17 protein-coding genes are annotated in these 18,119 nt (G+C 69.0%); 1 reads left to right on the forward strand and 16 read right to left on the reverse strand.

Translation table 11 applies throughout. From position 1 onward, the window contains the following. Positions 1-6: 6 nt before the first annotated feature. The 16 genes from ACAH41_RS06380 to ACAH41_RS06455 form a co-directional block, all read right to left on the reverse strand. Positions 7-1,458, reverse strand: a complete 1,452-nt coding sequence (locus tag ACAH41_RS06380; protein WP_325648555.1) for a glutamine synthetase family protein — start codon at positions 1,456-1,458, stop codon at positions 7-9. Beyond that, the gene (locus ACAH41_RS06385) at positions 1,455-2,840 is read right to left on the reverse strand and encodes an aromatic ring-hydroxylating dioxygenase subunit alpha (protein ID WP_325648554.1); all 1,386 of its coding nucleotides are present in this window, start codon (positions 2,838-2,840) and stop codon (positions 1,455-1,457) included. Before ACAH41_RS06385 ends, ACAH41_RS06380 begins: the two co-directional genes overlap by 4 nt. Positions 2,841-2,871: 31 nt before the next feature. Then, positions 2,872-3,663 carry an SDR family NAD(P)-dependent oxidoreductase gene (locus tag ACAH41_RS06390; RefSeq protein WP_370538221.1) on the reverse strand — a complete coding sequence of 264 codons (792 nt, stop codon included), beginning with the start codon at positions 3,661-3,663 and terminating at the stop codon, positions 2,872-2,874. 8 nt (positions 3,664-3,671) lie between these two features. Continuing rightward, positions 3,672-4,544: a phytanoyl-CoA dioxygenase family protein gene (locus ACAH41_RS06395; protein ID WP_325648551.1), complete on the reverse strand. Its 873-nt coding sequence runs from the start codon at positions 4,542-4,544 to the stop codon at positions 3,672-3,674. Beyond that, a complete protein-coding gene (locus ACAH41_RS06400; protein ID WP_325648549.1) occupies positions 4,541-5,371 on the reverse strand; it encodes a D-glutamate cyclase family protein in 831 nt (276 codons plus the stop codon). Before ACAH41_RS06400 ends, ACAH41_RS06395 begins: the two co-directional genes overlap by 4 nt. Continuing rightward, on the reverse strand, positions 5,368-6,063 hold the full coding sequence (locus ACAH41_RS06405; RefSeq protein ID WP_325648548.1) for an energy transducer TonB: 696 nt from the start codon (positions 6,061-6,063) through the stop codon (positions 5,368-5,370). The genes ACAH41_RS06400 and ACAH41_RS06405 overlap by 4 nt, the downstream gene beginning before the upstream one ends. Before the next feature lie 10 nt (positions 6,064-6,073). Beyond that, positions 6,074-6,484 (reverse strand): biopolymer transporter ExbD, encoded by a 411-nt coding sequence (locus ACAH41_RS06410; RefSeq protein WP_325648547.1) that lies wholly within the window; start codon positions 6,482-6,484, stop codon positions 6,074-6,076. Between the two features lie 13 nt (positions 6,485-6,497). Then, positions 6,498-7,094 carry a MotA/TolQ/ExbB proton channel family protein gene (locus ACAH41_RS06415; RefSeq protein ID WP_325648545.1) on the reverse strand — a complete coding sequence of 199 codons (597 nt, stop codon included), beginning with the start codon at positions 7,092-7,094 and terminating at the stop codon, positions 6,498-6,500. An 11-nt stretch (positions 7,095-7,105) separates the two neighbouring features. Beyond that, complete coding sequence (locus ACAH41_RS06420; protein ID WP_325648544.1) at positions 7,106-9,463, reverse strand: TonB-dependent receptor domain-containing protein; 2,358 nt, start codon at positions 9,461-9,463, stop codon at positions 7,106-7,108. A gap of 341 nt (positions 9,464-9,804) precedes the next feature. Continuing rightward, positions 9,805-11,301 (reverse strand): aldehyde dehydrogenase family protein, encoded by a 1,497-nt coding sequence (locus tag ACAH41_RS06425; RefSeq protein ID WP_325648542.1) that lies wholly within the window; start codon positions 11,299-11,301, stop codon positions 9,805-9,807. 11 nt (positions 11,302-11,312) lie between these two features. After that, positions 11,313-12,509 carry a cystathionine beta-lyase gene (metC, locus tag ACAH41_RS06430; RefSeq protein WP_325648541.1) on the reverse strand — a complete coding sequence of 399 codons (1,197 nt, stop codon included), beginning with the start codon at positions 12,507-12,509 and terminating at the stop codon, positions 11,313-11,315. A gap of 52 nt (positions 12,510-12,561) precedes the next feature. Next, on the reverse strand, positions 12,562-13,365 hold the full coding sequence (locus tag ACAH41_RS06435; protein WP_325648539.1) for an SDR family oxidoreductase: 804 nt from the start codon (positions 13,363-13,365) through the stop codon (positions 12,562-12,564). After that, positions 13,365-14,195, reverse strand: coding sequence for an ABC transporter permease (locus tag ACAH41_RS06440; RefSeq protein ID WP_325648538.1), 831 nt, complete (start codon positions 14,193-14,195; stop codon positions 13,365-13,367). Before ACAH41_RS06440 ends, ACAH41_RS06435 begins: the two co-directional genes overlap by 1 nt. An 11-nt stretch (positions 14,196-14,206) precedes the next feature. Then, positions 14,207-14,959 (reverse strand): ABC transporter permease subunit, encoded by a 753-nt coding sequence (locus tag ACAH41_RS06445; RefSeq protein ID WP_325648536.1) that lies wholly within the window; start codon positions 14,957-14,959, stop codon positions 14,207-14,209. Next, complete coding sequence (locus ACAH41_RS06450) at positions 14,952-15,749, reverse strand: ABC transporter ATP-binding protein (protein WP_325648535.1); 798 nt, start codon at positions 15,747-15,749, stop codon at positions 14,952-14,954. Before ACAH41_RS06450 ends, ACAH41_RS06445 begins: the two co-directional genes overlap by 8 nt. Positions 15,750-15,870: 121 nt before the next feature. Continuing rightward, the gene (locus ACAH41_RS06455) at positions 15,871-16,950 is read right to left on the reverse strand and encodes an ABC transporter substrate-binding protein (RefSeq protein ID WP_325648533.1); all 1,080 of its coding nucleotides are present in this window, start codon (positions 16,948-16,950) and stop codon (positions 15,871-15,873) included. Between the two features lie 155 nt (positions 16,951-17,105). Between ACAH41_RS06455 and ACAH41_RS06460 the strand changes: the two genes are divergently transcribed. Beyond that, positions 17,106-18,113 carry a 2OG-Fe(II) oxygenase family protein gene (locus ACAH41_RS06460; RefSeq protein WP_325648531.1) on the forward strand — a complete coding sequence of 336 codons (1,008 nt, stop codon included), beginning with the start codon at positions 17,106-17,108 and terminating at the stop codon, positions 18,111-18,113. The last annotated feature ends 6 nt before the right edge of the window (positions 18,114-18,119 follow it).

An 18,119-nucleotide genomic window follows, 5' to 3' on the forward strand; every position in this document is an offset into this window, starting at 1 on the left:
AGGGGGTCAGAACATGTCGAAGTACTCGCGGTGTTCCCACTCGCTGACTTCGAGGTTGAAGCGGGCGATTTCCGCTTCCTTGATGTGGCAGTAGTAGTCCACGAAGCCCTGGCCGAGTTGCGCGCAGAGCCCGCTGTCCTGCCGCAGGCAGGCCAGCGCCTGCTCCAGCGAGCGCGGCAGCGGCTCGGCCGGCGTTTCGTAGGGCACGTCGGCCGAGGGGCCGGGGTCGAGCCGGCGTTGCAGGCCGTCCATCCCGGAGTAGAGCTGCGAGGCCAGGTACAGATAGGGGTTGGCCGCAGGCTCGCCCACGCGGTTCTCGATGCGTGTGCCGGCCTGCCCCGGCCCGCCCAGCACGCGCAGCATCGCGCCGCGGTTGTCACGGCCCCATAGCGCACGGTCTGGCGCCAGCGAATGCGGCCGGTAGCGGCGGTAGCCGTTGATGGTCGGGCAGGCCAGCACGGCGGCGCCGCGCGCATGGTGCTTCAGGCCCCCGAGGTAGTGCATGCCGAGTTCGCTCAGCGGCTGGCCGGCTGCTGCTTCGGGCATGAAGGCATTGCGACCGTCGCTCAGCCGCCGCAGCGACTGGTGCAGATGCCAGCCGCTGGACATCACGTTGGGAATGCGCGGCCGGCACATGAAGGTGGCGTGGTAGCCGTGGCGTTGGCAGATCTGCTTGATGGCGCTGCGCAGCAGCACCATGGTGTCGGCCGGCGTCACACCGGCCGTGGGGCCGAAGGTGAGCTCGAACTGGCTGGGCCCGTACTCAACCTCCAGCGAGCGCAGCGGCAAGCCCAGCGCGACCAACTGGCTGCGCAGCAGCTCCATCACCGGGTCCACGCGGTCGTAGCGCAGCTCGGTGAGGTATTGGTGGCCGTGGGACAGCAGCGAGACCCGCGGCGGCTCACCGGGCTGGCCTGAGTCGGCAAGGCCCAGGCGCGCGTCCTCCAGCTTGAAGACGTGGAACTCCACCTCCAGGCCAGCCAGGAACGCCAGGCCCAGGCCTTCGAGCTGCTGCACCGCGCGCTGCAGGATCTGCCGGGTGGCATAGGGGCAAGGGCTGCCGTCTGGCATGTAGGCATCGCACAGCAGCCAGCCGGTGCGCGGCGTCCACGGCAGCACCCGAAAGGTGGCCGGGTCGGCCACCAAGGTGACATCGGCACCGCCTTGCAGGCCAGGCACCGCGAAGCCGCCGCCGGCCGAAAAGACCGGAAACACCGACCGGTGCGAGCTGTCCTTGGCCAGCAGCGTCGAGGTGAGCTGCACGCCCTCCCACAACGCCGCGCGAGCCTCGCTGGCCACCAGCGTCTTGCCGCGCAGCAGGCCGTGCTGGTCGGCAAAGGCAAAGCGCACCACGTCCAGCTCGCCGCCATCGATGCGACGCACCAGCTCGCGCGCCTGGGCCTGCTGCTCGGCCGTCCACAGGCCGAAGCGCTCGACGAACGGCGCCGCGCCCGTCATGCCCGCTCCGCCGCGGCCAGCCGCGCGGCCGCCCATTCACAGCGCTGGCGGCGCTCCAGGTCGGCGGCCTGCCAATAGGCTTCGGTGTCCACCAACCCTGCTTCGGTGTCAACCGCCGAGGGCTCGCCCGCCGCTTTCGCGGAGGCATGGGCGATGCCATCGATCGAAGCGGGGCCGGTCAACTGCGCGGCCTGTGCCGCATCGACCAGCAAGGGTGCTGCCTCGCCCGCCGGCGTTCCCTTGATGGCTTTCACCAGCATCCGGCGGTAGGCGATGATGCCTTTGTCGGTGGTGCCCAGGTGCTCGCGGGTGCGGTCCTGGATGGCGCCCTGTGACTCGACGGCCCACTGGTCGTGCACATTGATGTCGTCGCCCATGCCGGTGTAGGTGGCCAGGCGCTGCTCTTCGATGTTGTAGCCGTAGTCGTTGCGCTTGTTGCGGCGCGAGGTGTAGTGCGGCAACTCGTAGAGCTGCAGTCGCTGCTCGCGCATCTGCTGCTTGTCCACCGGCCCGGTGAAGCTGGTGAAGATGGCGTACCAGTAGCAATGCGTGTCGTCCACCGGCACATGCCACTGCGAGATCGTCATCTCGGCGCTCATCGGGATCACGAACGCCTGCGGGAACAGCACGTTGGTCACCCGCACGTGGGTGCTGGCCTGCGAGAGTCGGCGCAGCGCCGTCAGGCGCAGGCCGTAATCGGTACTGGCCACGCTGATCTCCGGCCGGTCATGCTCGCGCAGCACCTGGGTGATGGGCATGCTGGAGTCGGCCGAGGCACCGCGGAACTGCTTGCCATAGCTGGCAGCGGTGTCCGCGTCCTCGAAGAAGCGGTGCAGGTAGGAGGCATGCGCGGGGTCAATGCCCACCTCCAGCGCCTGCAGCCAATTGCACTCGAACAAGCCCTTGAAGGCAAAGGTGTGGCTGTCCGGCGCCACAAAGCAGTCGAAGTCCGGAAAGGCCGGGGGCGTGCCCTCGCCGAGGTAGGCGAACAGCACCCCGCTCTTCTCCACCACCGGGTAAGCCGCCTGTCGGATGCGCGTGCACATCTTGCTCTCTGCCGGCTCGGCCGGCGTCTCCAGGCATTGGCCGGTGGCATCGAACAGCCAGCCGTGGAAGGGGCAGCGCAGGCCGCCGCCCTCCAGGCGACCGAAGGCCAGGTCGGCCCCGCGGTGCGGGCAGTCGCGGTCCAGCAAGGCGTGGCGGCCCTGCTCGTCGCGGAAGAGCACAAAGTCCTGCCCCATCAGCCGCACTGCCTTGACCGGGCGCGGCCCGGCCAACTCGTCGGTCAGCGCCACCGGCTGCCAATAGCGGCGCAGCAGGTTGCCGGCCGGCGTGCCGGGGCCCACGCGAGTGACAAATTCGTTCTGCTCGGCGCTCAGCATGGCGGCCTCCGTGAAACCAGGAATTTGCGGCTCATACGATCACCCCACCGTCGACCACAATCTCCTGGCCGGTGATGTTGCGGCCACCCTCGCCGACGAGAAAACGCACCGTGGCCACCACATCGGCGGTCTCGTTGGGCCGCTGCAGGGCCACGCCCAGCGACTGCACATAGCGCGCCAGCACCACCTCCTCGCCGACGCCTTCGGCAGCTGCCTGCTCGGCCCAGCGCTGGCGCATGCGGTCGACCGCGATCGCGCCGGGCGCCACCACGTTGGCCGTCACCCCGTGCGGGCCGGCTTCCAACGCGGCGCTGCGGGTCAGGCCGCGCAACGCCCATTTCGAGGTGGCATAGCTGGCCCTGCCGGCGCGTCCACGCATGCCGTGGTTGCCACCGATGTTGACGACCCGCCCCCGGCCCTGCCGGCACATCACCGGCAGCAGGTGCGACATGGTGAGAAACGGGCCCCGAAGGTTGGTGGCCATCACCACATCGAAGTCCGCCAGGGCCAGTTCGCCCACGGTGGCACCCAGCGGGCCAGGAATGCCGGCGGCATTCACCAGCACGTCGCTGCGGCCGCCGGACCAGGCCAGGAAGACCTCCACCGCCGAGGCCACTGCCCGCTCGTCGCAGACGTCGGCGGTCAGCACGCAGGCCCGCCGGCCCAGGGCGCGGATGCGCTGCGCCGTCTCCTCCAGCGCGGCGGTGCGCCGGCCCAGAATGCCGACGTCGCAGCCGTCCTCGGCCAGGGCGATGGCAATGTCGCGGCCGGTGCCGCTGCTCGCGCCGGTCACCAGGGCGACCGGAGATTCTGTGTGGGGCACGGGCGTGGTCATGCGGGAGTGGCCTTGTCGAAGTAGCGGGCCCGGGCGTGTGCCTGGGCCTTGTAGATGGAGCTGCCGGCGCGAGAAGGAAACGGCAGCTTGATGAAGTTGGACTCGGTGCGGACCTCACTGGTGGCCGGGCCGGTCAGCAGGCGCGAGTTGTATTCGTCCCAATCAACGTCGTAGAAGAGCGGATACGCGTCGCTGGCCGCGTACTCCAGGAACAGGATGCGTCGTTGCTGGCCGGAGTGGTTGGGGCCGGAACCGTGCAGGGTCATCGGGTGGTGCAGCGAAACCGTGCCGGCACGGCCGACCAGCGAGACCGCGTTCGACACGTCGACCTGCTGGGCGGCCAAGTCCACAGCTCCGACGAAGCCGAGCTGAGGATCGTGGTGCTCCAGCAGCGGCCCCAGGTGGCTGCCGGGCAGCACCTGCATGGCGCCGTTCTCGACCGTGACGTCGTCAATCATCACCGAGGCCACGCAGGTCGACATGTTGGAGTGCGGCGCAAAGGCCCAGTCCTGGTGCCACTCCAGCGAGGAACCGGCCCGCGCCGCCTTCATGTTGATCTTGCTGTGGCTCAGCCGCATGTTGTGGCCGCACAGGCGCTGCACCAGCGCGAAGATGGCCGGATGCCGGGCCAGCGAGAAGTACAGCGGGTCCACGCGATGCGGCTTCTTGATGCGCTGCACCAGCGGCGCCTGCGGCGTGTGGGCCGCCTCGAAGTCAAAGATGGGGCCTTCCTCCACCAGCCCCTGGGCCTGCGCGGCAATGCGGTCGGTGGTGGCCTGCAGCGTGCGGATCTCCTCTGCATTGAGGGCGCCGGGGATCAGCACATAGCCCTCGGCCTGGTACTGCCGGAGCATGGCGTCGATGTTCATGATGGGATTTCCTTCTTGTTCAGGGAGATGGCCCCGGAGGCGTGGACCGGCAGGTCGGTTACCACCATGTGGGCCTTGTAATGGGTGATGCACAGGGGCAGCCGCGCCTGCCGGGCGGCCAGCTGCGCAGTGGCGCCGCAGGCCCAGAACACCGGCAACTCGTCCTCATGCAACTGCGTGAGGCCATGGCCACCATAGGACTGCGCCAGATCGCCGATGCCGATCAGCCCGGGCTGGCCCAGGTGCACCGGCGCGCCGTGAAACTGCGGATAGCCCGCCGAGACGCTGATGGCGCGGATGGCATCGGCCGCGCGCAGCGCCCGCATGGAGACCACCAGCGGCCCGCCGAAAACGCCCGAGGGCTGGGTGGGCAGGCCGGTGACATACATCGCTGAGACCTGCCCCTCGTCAAGATGCCGCAGCCGCACGCCATGCTGCTGCAGCACGCCCTCGAACGAGAAGGAGCAGCCGAGCACGAAGGCCACCAGGTCGTCGCGCCACAGCTCGCTGATCTCGTGCGGCGTGTCGCTCAGCTCGCCATCGCGAAACACCATGTAGCCGCCCACGTCGGTGCGCAGGTCCAGGTCGGCGCCCAGCGCGGGAATGTGCGGCGAACCAGGCTCGCTGCGGCCCAGCACAGGCAAGGCCTGGGGATTGAGCGCGCAGTAAGCGGCGAAGTCGTCGGCCTGCGCGGCCGGCACGATCATCAGGTTGCCCTGCACGAAGCCGCTCGCCAGCCCGTTGGTGAAGCCGCGAAAGCGGCCGCTGCGGATGGCCTGGCGCACTGCGCGGGGCGACTCGGGGTTGAAGTCGAAGGCATTGCTCATGGCGATACGAACTGCACGGTGACGGTGAACACATGCACGCTGCTGCCGGGCCAGGCGTCCGCCGGCCAGGCCGGGTAGTGGCCACTGCGCACGATCTGCAGCGCCTGCTTGTCGAGGATGGGCGAGTTGGCGCTGCGCTCGATCTCCACCTGGCTGACCGTGCCGTCCCGCGTCAAAGTGAAGCGGACCACGCTGGCGCCCTCCGGCCGCAGCCGCCGCGCATCACCCGAGGTGGGGTACTCGGTGATGGAGCGGATGTAGCCGCGCAGCTTGCCGACGTAGCCGGTCTCGACGGCAGCGGTGTTCACCGGCGCAGGCGCTGGCGCTGGCGGCACCGGCACGGCGGGCGGCGGCACCGGTGCCGCCGGGGGAGGTGGTGGCAGCGGCGGCGGTGGCGGTGGCAGCGGTGCCGGTGCTGGCGCCGGTGACGGCACAGGGGCTGGCGCCGGCGCTGGCGGCTGTGGCTTGGGCGGCGGTGTCAGCGGCTTGGGTGGTGGCGGCGGCTGTGGCGGCGGTGGCAGCTCGGGCGGTGGGTCGGCCGCCTGCAGCATCACCGCCGGGGGCTCCTCCGGCGGTGGCGGGCTGGGGGCCAGCGCCGGCCGCGGGGCCAGCGCCATGGCCACCACCGCTGCCGCCGTGGCCACCAGCGCCACGCCATGGGAGGCACGCTCAAAGGGATCGCGAATCGTCACGGTCGCTCGCTCAGGGTTGGCGCTTGGTGATGATGGACGCGGCAGGCATGCCTGCGGCCTTGAGCTGGTCGAGCAGGTCGACCAGCGTCTGCAGCTTGGCGCTGGCATCGCCGGCAATGATCACCTTGGCCGGCTTGCTGGCGGCCAAGGCCTTGAGCTTGTCGGCCAGCTGCGCCATCGGCGTGGGCTGCCCGTCCACATAGACCGCACCATCGCGGTCCACAGTGAGGGTGATGCGCAGCGGCTCGTCCTTGATCGGATCGGGCTTGGCCGAGCCGGGCAGCGCGACGTTCAGGCCCAGCGCCGGCAGCACGTTGCTGCTGATCAGCACGAAGAACACCAGCAGGAACATCATCACGTCGATCATCGGGATGATCTCGATGCGTGCCTGGCGCTGCTTGCGTTGGGGGAAAGTTCTCATCGCGCGCTCCCGGTCACTTCGTGGTTTCGAGCAGGAAGCTCTTGAAGTCCTCGGTGATGCACTCGCCCATGCGGTGCAGCACGTTGTGACCCAGCAGCCCGTACAGCGCTGTACCGATGCCGATGGCGGTGGCGAACAGCGCCGAGCCGATGCCTCGGCTCACCGCCGAGGGGTCGGAGATGCCACCGGCCGACAGCGCCTGGAACGTGTCCATGATCCCGAGGATGGTGCCCAGCAGGCCCAGCAGCGGCGCGGCCGTGACGATGGTGTCCAGGATCCACAGCCCGCGGTTGACGCTGCCGTCCACCCGCAGGAAGAGCGCGGAGGAAAGGTCCTCGATGCGGTTGCGCGAGACCTGGCCCTTGCGCTGCGTGTCCACGTACTCCTGCATGGCCTGGGTCAGCACGTCGGTGCCGGCCGGCAGGTCCGGCAAGGGGCTGCTGGCATCCACCGCCACCGCCGCGGCAATGGCCTTGGCAATCGGCGCCCGGCGCCGGATCAGGTAGACGTAATAGACCAGGCGCTCGATGATCACAAAGGTCAGGATGACGATCGCCGCGTAGAGCAGGTTGATCGTCGCAGCATGCAGAAAGTCTTGGCTGATCGACATGTCAGGAATCCTCAGAAGCCAACGGCGAAGGTGAGCATCGCGGACACCGGGTTGGCCACCAGGTAGCTCGGCTGCGAAGCCGCGATGGTCTTGCCGTTGATCGCGGTGGTGGCCACCGCGTTGGTGGTAACGCTGTTGACGCCGGAGAGGTAGTGGCGGTCGGTGGCGTTCATCACATTCAGGCGCAGCTCGGGCTTGGTGAAGCCGGACGAGGGCGGCAGCGTGAAGCGGTAGCCCATGCCGAGGTCCAGCGTGGTGTAGGCCGGGATCTCCTGGTCGTTCATGAAGGTGGCGTATTGCCTGCCCACGTACTTCCAGCCCAGGTTGCCGAAGAAGCTGCCGTTGTCGTAATCCACCGCCAGCGCCGCCTGCACCTTGGGCGCGCGGACCGCCTGCTTGCCACTGGTGGCCAGGTAGTCGCCCGAGACCGGGATGTCGGACTCGATTCGTGTCTTCAAAAACTCCAGCGAGGCATAGGGCCGGAAGTTCATGAAGGGACGCAGGCCGGCCTCGAAATCCAGGCCGAAGGCGCGTTGCTTGCCCCCGTTGATGGGCGAGCTGACGCAGCCCGGGTCACAGACCTGGGCCGAAATCTGCCGGTTCTCGAAGGCGTAGTGGAAGGCCGACGTGGACAGGCTCACCAGCGGCCCCTGGTAGCGATAGCCCAGCTCGAAGGCGGTGGACTTCTCCGAGGCCTGGTCCGGGTTGGCCTGTGTGGTGACGGCGCCCGTCGACGCGCTGTAGCGCGGGTAAAGGGCGCCGGCCGGCAGGATGCGCACGCCGCGCGTCGCGCTGGCAAACACCGAGTTCACGTCGTCGAACTTATAGCGCAGGGCGGCCGTGGGCAGCAGCGGGTCGTTCTGCGCTTCGGTCCGCGTCACGTCGCTGGGCACGCGATTCTTGCCCACGCGCTCCAGCCACATCTTCTTCACGCCCAGGTCGATGGCCAGGCGGTCGTCCATCAGGCTGATGGTGTCGCCCAGGAACGCCGAGTAGAAGCTGTCGTGCGTGTCCTGGTTCCACTGGTTGACCACCTGGCCGCTGGCGGTGCGGATCAGCGACGAGCTGCCGTCCACATCCACCGGGGTGCCATCGGCGTTCATCAAGCTGTAGGGGCGATAGAGCTGGTCGCGCGAGCGCTGCATCCAGACACCGGCCACCAGCGCGTGGTTGTCGAGCTGGTAGTTGCCCTTGACTGTGATGCCGGTGCGCAGGTTCTTCTCGATGATGGGGTTGTAGTAGGTGACCCCGGTGTCGGTCGTGGTGCCGTTGCCGTTCAGGTCCACGGCCTGCACCGTGTTGCCGAAGCCCACCGAACTTTCATTGAGCGTGCCGGCCGAGCCTGAGCCTCCGAAGCCGTAGAACAGATAGGGCGTGACGTTCAGCGTGAGCTTGTCGTTCACCCGCAGGTCCGTGGGCACCGACAGCAGCAGGTTTTCCCAGGGGTTCTGCAGCATGCGGTAGTAGCTCAGGCTGCCGGCGGTATAGGTGGCGTCATAGTTGGTGCTCGCGCCATCCATGCCGTCGGCCTTCCACTGGGCCAGCGTGGGGTTCTTGTAGACGTCGCGCGCGATCTTCGAATAGGTCAGCGCCAGCTTGCTGCGGCTGCCGCCGCCCCATTCCTGCACCGCGCCCAGCGACAGGTGCTGCTTGCGGTCATGGCCCGGGCCGCGGAAGTGATCGGTCTCGATCTGCGAAATGGAGCCGAAGGCGCGAAAGCCGGTGTCACCGATCTCGCCGGTCTCGCCGCGCAGGAAGACGCGCCAGGCGTTGTCCGTGCCGACCGACATGGTCAGCAGCCCGCCGGGATGCTTGGAAGGCGTGTGCAGGAACAGGTCGACGATGCCGCCGGTGGCCGTCACATCGGGCGACGACAGGTCAGCCGATCCCTGGTTCAGCGTCACCACATCGGTGTTCTCGGTGTCGATGTACTGGCCGGGGAACACCGACCAGTTGGAGGCCACGCTCAGCGGCATGCCCTCGAAATTGAAGCCCATCTGGCCGCCATCCATGCCACGCACCGAAAGCACCCCGGGCGACAGGCCCCAGGCATCGCTGGGCGCCGCGTTGGCCCCGGGCGAGTACTTCAGCAGTTGGAACACGTCGGCCGAGGGCTGCTGCTTCTGGATGAAGTCGCGTGTCACCGAGCTCTTGGCCTTGGACACGTTCTCGTCGACCATCAGGCCGCCGGCGATTTCCTTGCGCGTCACGCCAGTGGCCGACGGGGTGTCCTGCGGGTTCGCGTTGGATGCACCGGAGGCGCTGACGCGGCCGATGTCGGTCTGCTGCGGATCGGCGGCGGGGCTGGTCTGTGCCATCGCTGCGGCCGCTGCTGTGGCCAGTACGGTGGCAATGAATTCGGTTTTCATGGTTGGCTTCCGATGGGGTGGAGAACGGTGCGGCGGCGTCTCTCCGGTGCCTGACCGCTGCAGTGCAAATTCAATTTATCGAGAAGCCTCGCCGTGAAGAATTGCTTTTTTCGTCGGGGTGTCATGCGCACATCGCTACGAGGCCCCTGCCAGGCCCCGCTGGCCCGGCAAGGCCGCTGCCGTTCCGGTTTTCGCGAGGGCGCGCGACAAAACGGCAACACCCCGGGGCGCGGGAATCGGTACGGATGCAACAGACCTGGGGCGGGCCGCGGCCTGCGGCTGAGCAAAAAAAAGCCGCGCATTGCTGCGCGGCCTGCTTTGCACCGAGCGCGCCAGGCGCCTCAGTCGTGCTGGATCCACAAGCCTTTCACGTTCAGGTACTCGTCGAGCTGCTGCGGCCCGGACTCCCTGCCGTAGCCGCTGAACTTCACGCCGCCAAAAGGCATGGACGGATCCATCTGGTTGTAGCAGTTGACCCACACCGAACCGGCCTGCAGGCGCCGTGCGATGGCGTGCGCGCGGCCGATGTCCCGCGTCCAGACGCCCGCGCCAAGGCCGAAGGGCGAGTCATTGGCGCGGCGCACCACCTCATCCAGGTCATCAAACGGCAGCACCGCGGCCACCGGCCCGAAGATCTCCTCGCGCGCGATGCGCATGCCGTCAGCCACGTCGGCAAACACCGTGGGCGCCATGAAGTGGCCCTGCGCATGCAGCGGCCCGCTCAGCCGCTCGCCCCCTGCGGCCAGGCGCGCACCCTGCGCGCGGCCGCTCTCCACATGGCCCAGCACGCGCTCGATCTGGCGCGCGGACACCAGCGGCCCGATGTCGCTCTCGGCGTCCAGGCCGGGGCCCACGCGCAGCGTGGCCGCCACCTCTGCCATGGCCTGCACCACCTGCGCATGGATCTCGCGCTGCACGAACACCCGCGTGCCGGCGCTGCAGATCTGACCGGCGTTGGCGAACACGCCGATGGCCGCGGCCTGCGCTGCCCGCGGTACATCGGCATCGGCAAACAGGATGTGTGGCGACTTGCCGCCCAGCTCCAGCGACAGTCGCTTGAGGTTGCCGGCCGAGGCCCGCACGATGGCCTGGCCGGTGGCCACCGAGCCGGTGAAGGAGACCTTGTCCACGCCCGGGTGGGCGGCCAGCGCGGCGCCCGCTTCGTGGCCGAAGCCGGTCACCACATTGAGCACGCCAGGCGGCACGCCAGCCTGCTCGGCCAGCTCGGCAAAGCGCAGCGGCGTCAGCGGCGCGTCCTCGGCCGGCTTGAGCACCAGGGTGCAGCCGCTGGCCAGCACCGGCGCGGTCTTGAAGATGGTGGCCCACAGCGGGCCATTCCACGGAATGATGGCGCCGACCACGCCCACCGGCTCCTTCAGCGTGGCGGCGAACATGTTGCCGTTGAGCGAGGTCTCGGCCGTCTGGCCGTGGATGCAGGTCGCCTGGCCAGCGAAGTAGCGCAGCATGCCCACCAGGTGACGCCGGGCACCCCGCGTGTGGCGGATGGGGGCGCCCATGTCCAGCGTGTCCAGCCAGGCCAGCTCTTCGTAATGTGTGTCCACCAGGTCGGCCAGCGCGTGCATCAACGCGGCCCGCTCGTCAGGCTTGAAGCGGCGCCAGGGGCCCTCGAAGGCCTGGCGCGCCGCGGCCACGGCCCGGTCCACATCCACCTGGCCGGCCTCGGCCACCTGGGCCAGCACGGTACCTGTCGCAGGGTTGCGGGTCTCGAAGGTCTTGCCCGAGGCGGCTGGCTGCCACTGGCCGCCGATCAGCAGGCGCTTGGCGCGGCCGTCCAGGAAGGGGTGGGAGGTGTTCGCCAGGGAGGAGCTTGCAGTCATCGCGTGGTGCCTCAGGCTGCGGCGGCCAGCCGCGCAAAGCCCCGCTCCAGGTCGCGGATCAGGTCGTCGGGGTCTTCCAGGCCGGCGTGCAGGCGCAGCGCCGGGCCCTTTTCCTGCCAGGGCCGTGTGCTGCGCAGGGCGGCCGGGTAGGTCGGCACCACCAGGCTCTCGAAGCCGCCCCAGGAGTAGCCCATCAGGAACAGGTCCATGTGGTCCAGCATGGCGGCGAATTGCCGCTCGCTGCAGGGCTTGAGCACGGCACCAAACAGGCCGCTGGCACCCTTGAAGTCGCGCTGCCAGATCGCATGGCCGGCGTCATCGGGCAGCGCCGGATACATCACGCGCGCGACCTCCGGCCGCCGCTGCAGCCAGCGGGCGATGGTGGTGGCGGTTTCCTGGTGCCGCTGCAGGCGCAGGCTGAGGGTGCGCAGGCCGCGCAAGGCCATGTAGATGTCGTCCGGGCCGCCACAGTAGCCCGAGGCCGAGGCCGTCTTCTTCACCGGGATGAAGGCCGCCTCGTTGCACACTGCGATGCCCAGCATCAGGTCGGAGTGGCCGGAGATGTATTTGGTGGCGGCGTGGATGGACACATCCACCCCGTGCGACAGCGGCTGGAAACACAGCGGCGTGGCCCAGGTGTTGTCCATGATGGTGGTGATGCCGCGCGCCCGCGCCGCCTGGGTGATGGCCGGCACGTCCGTCATCTCGAAGGTCAGCGAGCAGGGCGACTCCAGGTAGATCACCCGCGTGTTGGGCTGCACCAGGTGGGCGATGTCGGCCCCGATGAGCGGGTCGAAGTAGCTGACCTCGACGCCAAAACGCTTCAGGTACTCATCGCAGAACTGCCGCACCGGGCCGTACAGGCTGTCGACGATCAGCAGATGATCGCCGGCCGAGAGAAAGGCGGTGAGCGCAGCGCAAATGGCGCCCAGGCCGCAGGAGGTGACCACCGCGCGGTAGCCGCCCTCCAGCTGGGTCACGGCATCCTCCAGGGCGCGGGTGGTGGGCGTGCCTTCGCGGCCATAGGTGAACTGCTCGAAGGCTCCGCTGGCGCGGTCGCGGCGGGTCTCCAGCAGTTGGGCCACCGACTTGAAGATGAAGGTGGAGGCGTGGTAGACGGGCGGGTTGACGATGCCGTGGTTGGCCTGCGGATCGCGGCCAAGGTGGACGATCCGGGTGTCGAGGGCGAAGGCTTCGGAAGAGGTCATGCGCTTGGAAGGCAAAGAGGGAAGGCAGGCGTCACGGACGCCTGGGCCGTGTTCAGACCAGCGTGCCGGCATCGACCACCAGGTCCTGCCCGGTGATGAGGCGGCCGCCGTCGGAAAAGAGATGGATCACGGCCTGAGCCACGTCCTCGCCGCTGACCAGCCGGCCCAGCGCCGACTGTGCGGTGAAGCGCCGCAGCACGGTGTCATAAGGCAGGCCTTCGCGTTCGGCCGAGGCCTCGAACAGGCGCTTGAGCCGCGGCCCGGCGATGCCGCCGGGGGCCACGATGTTGGCGGTGACGTTGTGCGGCCCGCCTTCCAGCGCAGCCGACTTCACCAGCCCGCGCACCGCCCATTTGGAGGCGGCGTAGAGCGCCGCATTGGCCACACCCTTGTGGCCGTAGGTGCCGCCGATGACCACCACCCGCCCTTCGCCGCGCTCGATCAGCAGCGGCATCACGGCCCGCAGGCTGAGCATGACGCCCAGCACATTGATGTCGAAGCAGGCGCGGTAGTCCTCCGTGCTGCTCTGCCAGACCGGCTGGCGCGGGCTGCCGACACCGGCGCAGCAGAGCAGCCGGTCGACCCGTCCGAAGTAATCCTGCGTGCGCATTGCGGCGGCCTCCAGGGCCGCGCCGTCGGTCACATCGGCTTGCAGCACCAGCGCGTCGCTGCCGGCCTTGCGCACCGCTGCAGCCACCTCGTCACCGGCGGTCTTGTCGCGGCCAACAATGGCCACGTGCGCCCCCTGACGTGCCAGCGCCAGCGCCAGCTCGGCGCCCAGGCCCTTGGTGGCGCCAGTGACGAAGGCCACCTGGCCGTTCAGCAGATGAAGCGGGGAGGGGGCTCTCTCGGGCATCAGCGGCTCCTGTCCTGCACCAGCCGCTCCAGCGCGATGGCACAGGTGAAAAAGAGGTAAGACACCGTGGTGCCAACGGCCACCGCCGCCCACATCAGCGCGAACTGCTGGCGGGCGTTGGCGTCCAGGATCAGGCTGCCCAGGCCGGGGGCACCTGACAGCCATTCGGCGAACATCGCGCACAGGATGGCCGAGGCCGAGGCAATGCGCAGGCCGGTGAACAGATGCGTCAGCGCGCAGGGCAGGCGCAGCTTGATCAGGGTCTGCCAGAAGCCGGCGCCGCAGCAGTGCATCAGCTCCAGCATGTGACGGCTGGGCGCCTCGAAGCCCTTCTTGGCGGCCAGCATGATCTGGAAAAAGGACAACAGCGCCACCATGCCGACGCCGTTCCAGCGGTCACGGCCGAAGATCAGCACCAGCACCGGCGCAATCGCAATCATCGGTACTGTGCGCACCGCCACGATGAGCGGCATCAGGGCGGCGTCCACCCATCGCGAGGCGATGAACAGCATCGCCAACAGCAACGCCACGACCGTGGCCACGGCCAGCCCGATCAGCGTGGCCTGCAGCGTCAGCCCGGCCGCCTGGGCGATCTCCGGCCCGTGGGCCAGCATGGCCCGGGCCACCTCGGCCGGGCTGGGCATCAGGTAGGCCGGCACCGCCAGGGCCACGATCACGGCCTGCCACAGCGCGGCCACCACGGCCATCACCAGCAGGTAGCCGGCCAGGCGCTGCGCGGCCAGCCGCAACGCACCGCCCCAAGCGGATGCCGTTGCAGGCCGGCGCGGAATCGATCCTGGTTCGGCCGGCAGCGGAGAAGAGACTTGCATGGGCGCTCCGCTCATGTCGCCACCGACGCGCGGTCATGGCCAGCCACACGCTCGACCAGGCAGATGTAGGCATAGGCCAGCGAGGAGACGGCGCAGGCGATCACCACCGTGGCCCACAGCCGCTGCACCTGCAGGCCGAACATGGCATTGAGCATCACCACGCCCAGGCCGGTCTCGGCACCATTCCACTCGCCTATCAGTGCGCCCAGCACTGCCAGCGGTGCACTGATCTTCATGCCGACGAACAGCATCGGCACCGCGCTTGGCAACGCCAGCAGCCGAAAGCGCTGCCAGGGCGAGGCGGCCAGCACGGTGAACAGCTCCTGCTCGGCGGCCTTGTGCTCGTGCAGGCCCTGGACGGTGGCCACCAGCATGGGGAATAGGCAGATCACCACAGTGATCAGCACGCGGGTGCCGAGCGTCAAGCCCAGCCAGACGCTGAGGATGGGCGCGATGGCGATCATCGGCACGCTGCTGAGCACCGCCCCGACCGTCAGTACCGCGCCCTCGCTGCGCGGCGCAGCATAGACCGCAAAGCCCACCGCCAGGGCCAGCAGGCCGGCCAGCACAAAGCCATAGCCCGCCGTCAGCAAGGTCACGCCCAGCTGCTGCAGCAGGCTGGCGTGCTCGCGCCAGAGCAGCAGCAGCACGGCCGAGGGGCGCGGCAGCGTCATCGGTGCGGCGCCCGCCGTCACCCAGGCCTCGGCGGCCGCGAGCAGCGCGGCAAACAGCGCCAGCGGCAATAACCAGCGCACCTTAGACATCGAGGGCCTCATGGTCCAGCGCCTGCGGCAACTGGCCGAACAGCGCGCGGCGCACCTTGTCCACGATGGCGTTGAAGCGCGGGTCATGCAGCGTGGCAAGCCGGCGCGGGCGCGGCAGGTCGACATCCAGCGTCTCGATGATGCGGCCCGGCTTGGCCGCGAAGACGAAGATGCGGTCGGCCATCAGCACGGCTTCCTCGATGGAGTGGGTGACCATCAGCGCGGTGGTGCGGGTCTCGGCACGGATGCGCAGCAGCTCGAAGTTCATGCGGTAACGCATCACCTCGTCGAGTGCGCCGAAAGGCTCGTCCAGCAGCAGGATCTTGGGCGAAGCCACCAGCGCCCGCGCGATGGCGCAGCGCTGCTGCATGCCGCCGGAGAGTTGCGAGGGCCGGGCATGTTCGTAGCCGGCCAGGCCCACCAGGCGCACCAGTTCCTCTGGCGAGCGCGCCGGATGGCGGCCGGCCTTGCCCAGCACCTCCAGCGGCAGGCGCACGTTCTCGAGCACGCTGCGCCAGGGCAGCAGCGTGGCCTCCTGGAAGACGAAACCGATCTGATGCTCGCGCCGCGCCTGCTGCGGCGGCGCGCCGTCAATGGTGATCTCGCCAGCGCTGGGCGAGAAGACATCTGCCACCATGCGCAGCAGCGTGGACTTGCCGCAGCCCGAGGGGCCGATCAACGCGCCGAACTGCCCGGCTTCCAGCGACAGGCTGACATCCGCCAGCGCCGGCACGGCCTGGCCGGCCAGCGGGAAGGACTTGGAGACATGTTGGAGCGAAAGGCCGGACATGGGGTGAAGCGCTGGAAGGTGGCCTGGGCACAGCGGCGCCGCGCACAGGAAACAGCGGTCAGGCTACTGGAGCCACGGGCCGCGCGGGGTGCTGTTTGGGCGACGGGTGGATGCAGGAATGTCACCGCGGCGCATGGGCTGCGGCGACGATGTCCTGCGTGACCAGCCGCGTGATGTCGATCTGGGCATCGGCCGGCACGCTGCCGGCCTCGCGGCCCATGGCCACGGCCCGCTCGAACACCGCCGGGTCTATCCACAGCAGGCCGTGGGTGGTGGCATCGCCAGCGACGATGTAGTCGCGCATCATCTCGGCCTGCGCCTGCTGCTCGACCGGGTCGGTGCCCGGCGGCGCGAAGTCGCGCACGATGCGCTCGGCGGCCTCGGCCGGGTGGTCCACCACCCAGGCCCAGCCCTGGATCAGCGCGCGGGTGTAGCGCACCAGGGCCTCGTGGTGGCGGGCCAGGGTGTCGCGCCGGGCGATCAGCACCTGACCATAACCGGGCACGCCGAGTTCCGACACCGACAGCCAGTGCGGCTCGAAGCCGATCTTGCGCAGCGCCGGCACCGCCGTGGTCGACCAGCTGTAGTACCCGTCCACCTGGCCCGAAGCCAGCAGGGAAGGGTCGCTGCCCACCGGCACCAGGCGAATGCTGTCGGGGTCGATGCCGGCGTGGCGTATCAGCGGCAAGAGCTGCGCCCGCACGCTGCTGGGCACGCCCAGGGTCTTGCCCACCATGTCGTGCACCGAGCGGATCGGCCGGTCTGCCGGACTCATGATCGCGCCGGGGTCGCGCTGCATCACCGCTGCGAAAGCCACCAGCGGCTGGCCACGCAGCGCGCCGTCAATCATGCCGGCCACATTGCTCTCGCTGACCAGCGCCCGGCCACTCGACACCAGCGTGCGGTAGTCGGTGCCAGGGCCACCGGCAATGAAGTTCACGTCCAGCCCCTCCTCGGCCAGGTAGCCCAGCGACTGCGCCATCAGGTAGCCGCCGAACTGGATGCCTTTGACCCAGCCCAGCTGGTGATCGAAGCTCATGAGACCTTTCGCGGAAGAAGCATGGGCGCCGCTGGCCAGCACGCGGTAAGACAAGGCACCCAGGCCCAGCAGTGGCGCGGCGGCCAGCGCAGCCAGCGCGCTGCGCCGGCCCAGGCGCAGCGGCGACGGGCCGTTCACAGGCAGAGAGGGAGTCAGCGGCATGGGCTTCATCTTGCCCGCAGAACGGCGCCAAGCTTGTAGCCGTTTGCGCAAGCGGCCGTGACGCAAAAGGCACCCCGCCGCCCGCCGCCTGCCGCTACCGTGACGCTCCACAGGCCTCATTGCCGCCCCTTCCGTAGCCAAAGGACCCGCTTCCCATGAGCCGCAGCGCCGCAGGTGTCGAAGATCGCATCGTCGCCAAGACGGTGGACCTCGCCGAGATCCCCATCATCGATTTCTCCCCGTTCCGCCATGGCGGCGAGGCCGGCAAGCAGGCCGTGGCAGCCGAGATTGCCGACGCCTGCGCGCGCATCGGCTTCTTCTACCTCAAAGGCCACGATGTGCCGCCTCAGGTGCTGGCCGAAACCTTCGCCCAGTCCAAGGCGTTCTTCCAGCGTCCGGTCGAGGCGCGGCGCCAATCGGCCGCCACGCTGCAGTGGTACCGGGGCTGGATCCCCATGCCCAAGCGCGAAGGTGTGCTGGACCGCAACAGCCGCCTGTTCGAGCAGTACCGCATCCAGGCCGATTTCTCCGACCGCCCGGATCCCGACCCGGTGTTCGACAGGCCCAACCGCTGGCCCGAGGACATGCCGGACTTCCGCGCCGCCTGCGAGGCGCACTACGCGGCCATGCTGGGCCTCTCGCGCGACCTGCTGCACGCTTTCGCCATCGGTCTGGGCCAGCCCGAGGACTGCTTCGACGCCTGGTTCGATCGCCCCATCTGCCAGCTCAGCCTGCTGTACTACATCCCCATCCCCGAAGGCGCCGATGTCGAGGTCTCGAACACCGTCTCGCACACCGACGAAGGGCCGCTGACCATCCTGGCGCAGGACAGCGTGGGCGGGCTGGAGGTCAAGCGCCGGGACGGCAGCTGGATCTCGGCGCCGCCGGTGCCCGGGGCCTACACCATCAACATCGGCGACATGATGATGTGGTGGTCCAACGGCCGCTTCCTCTCCAACTACCACCGGGTGCGCAACAAGGCCGGCGTGGAGCGCTTCTCCATCCCCTTCTTCCTGAACCCTGACCAGCACACCGTGGTCGCGCCGCTGCCCGCGCTGGTGGCGCAGGATGGCGGGCAGGTCCGGTTCGAGCCGGTGCACGTGGGCAGCCATCTCAAGCGCTTTTACGCGCGGCTGGAAAAGTCGCCCGGCGACTTCCTCTGAGCCGAG

The sequence above is a fragment of the Ideonella sp. genome (assembly GCF_041287625.1).
In the GTDB taxonomy this organism is placed as follows: domain Bacteria; phylum Pseudomonadota; class Gammaproteobacteria; order Burkholderiales; family Burkholderiaceae_C; genus Ideonella.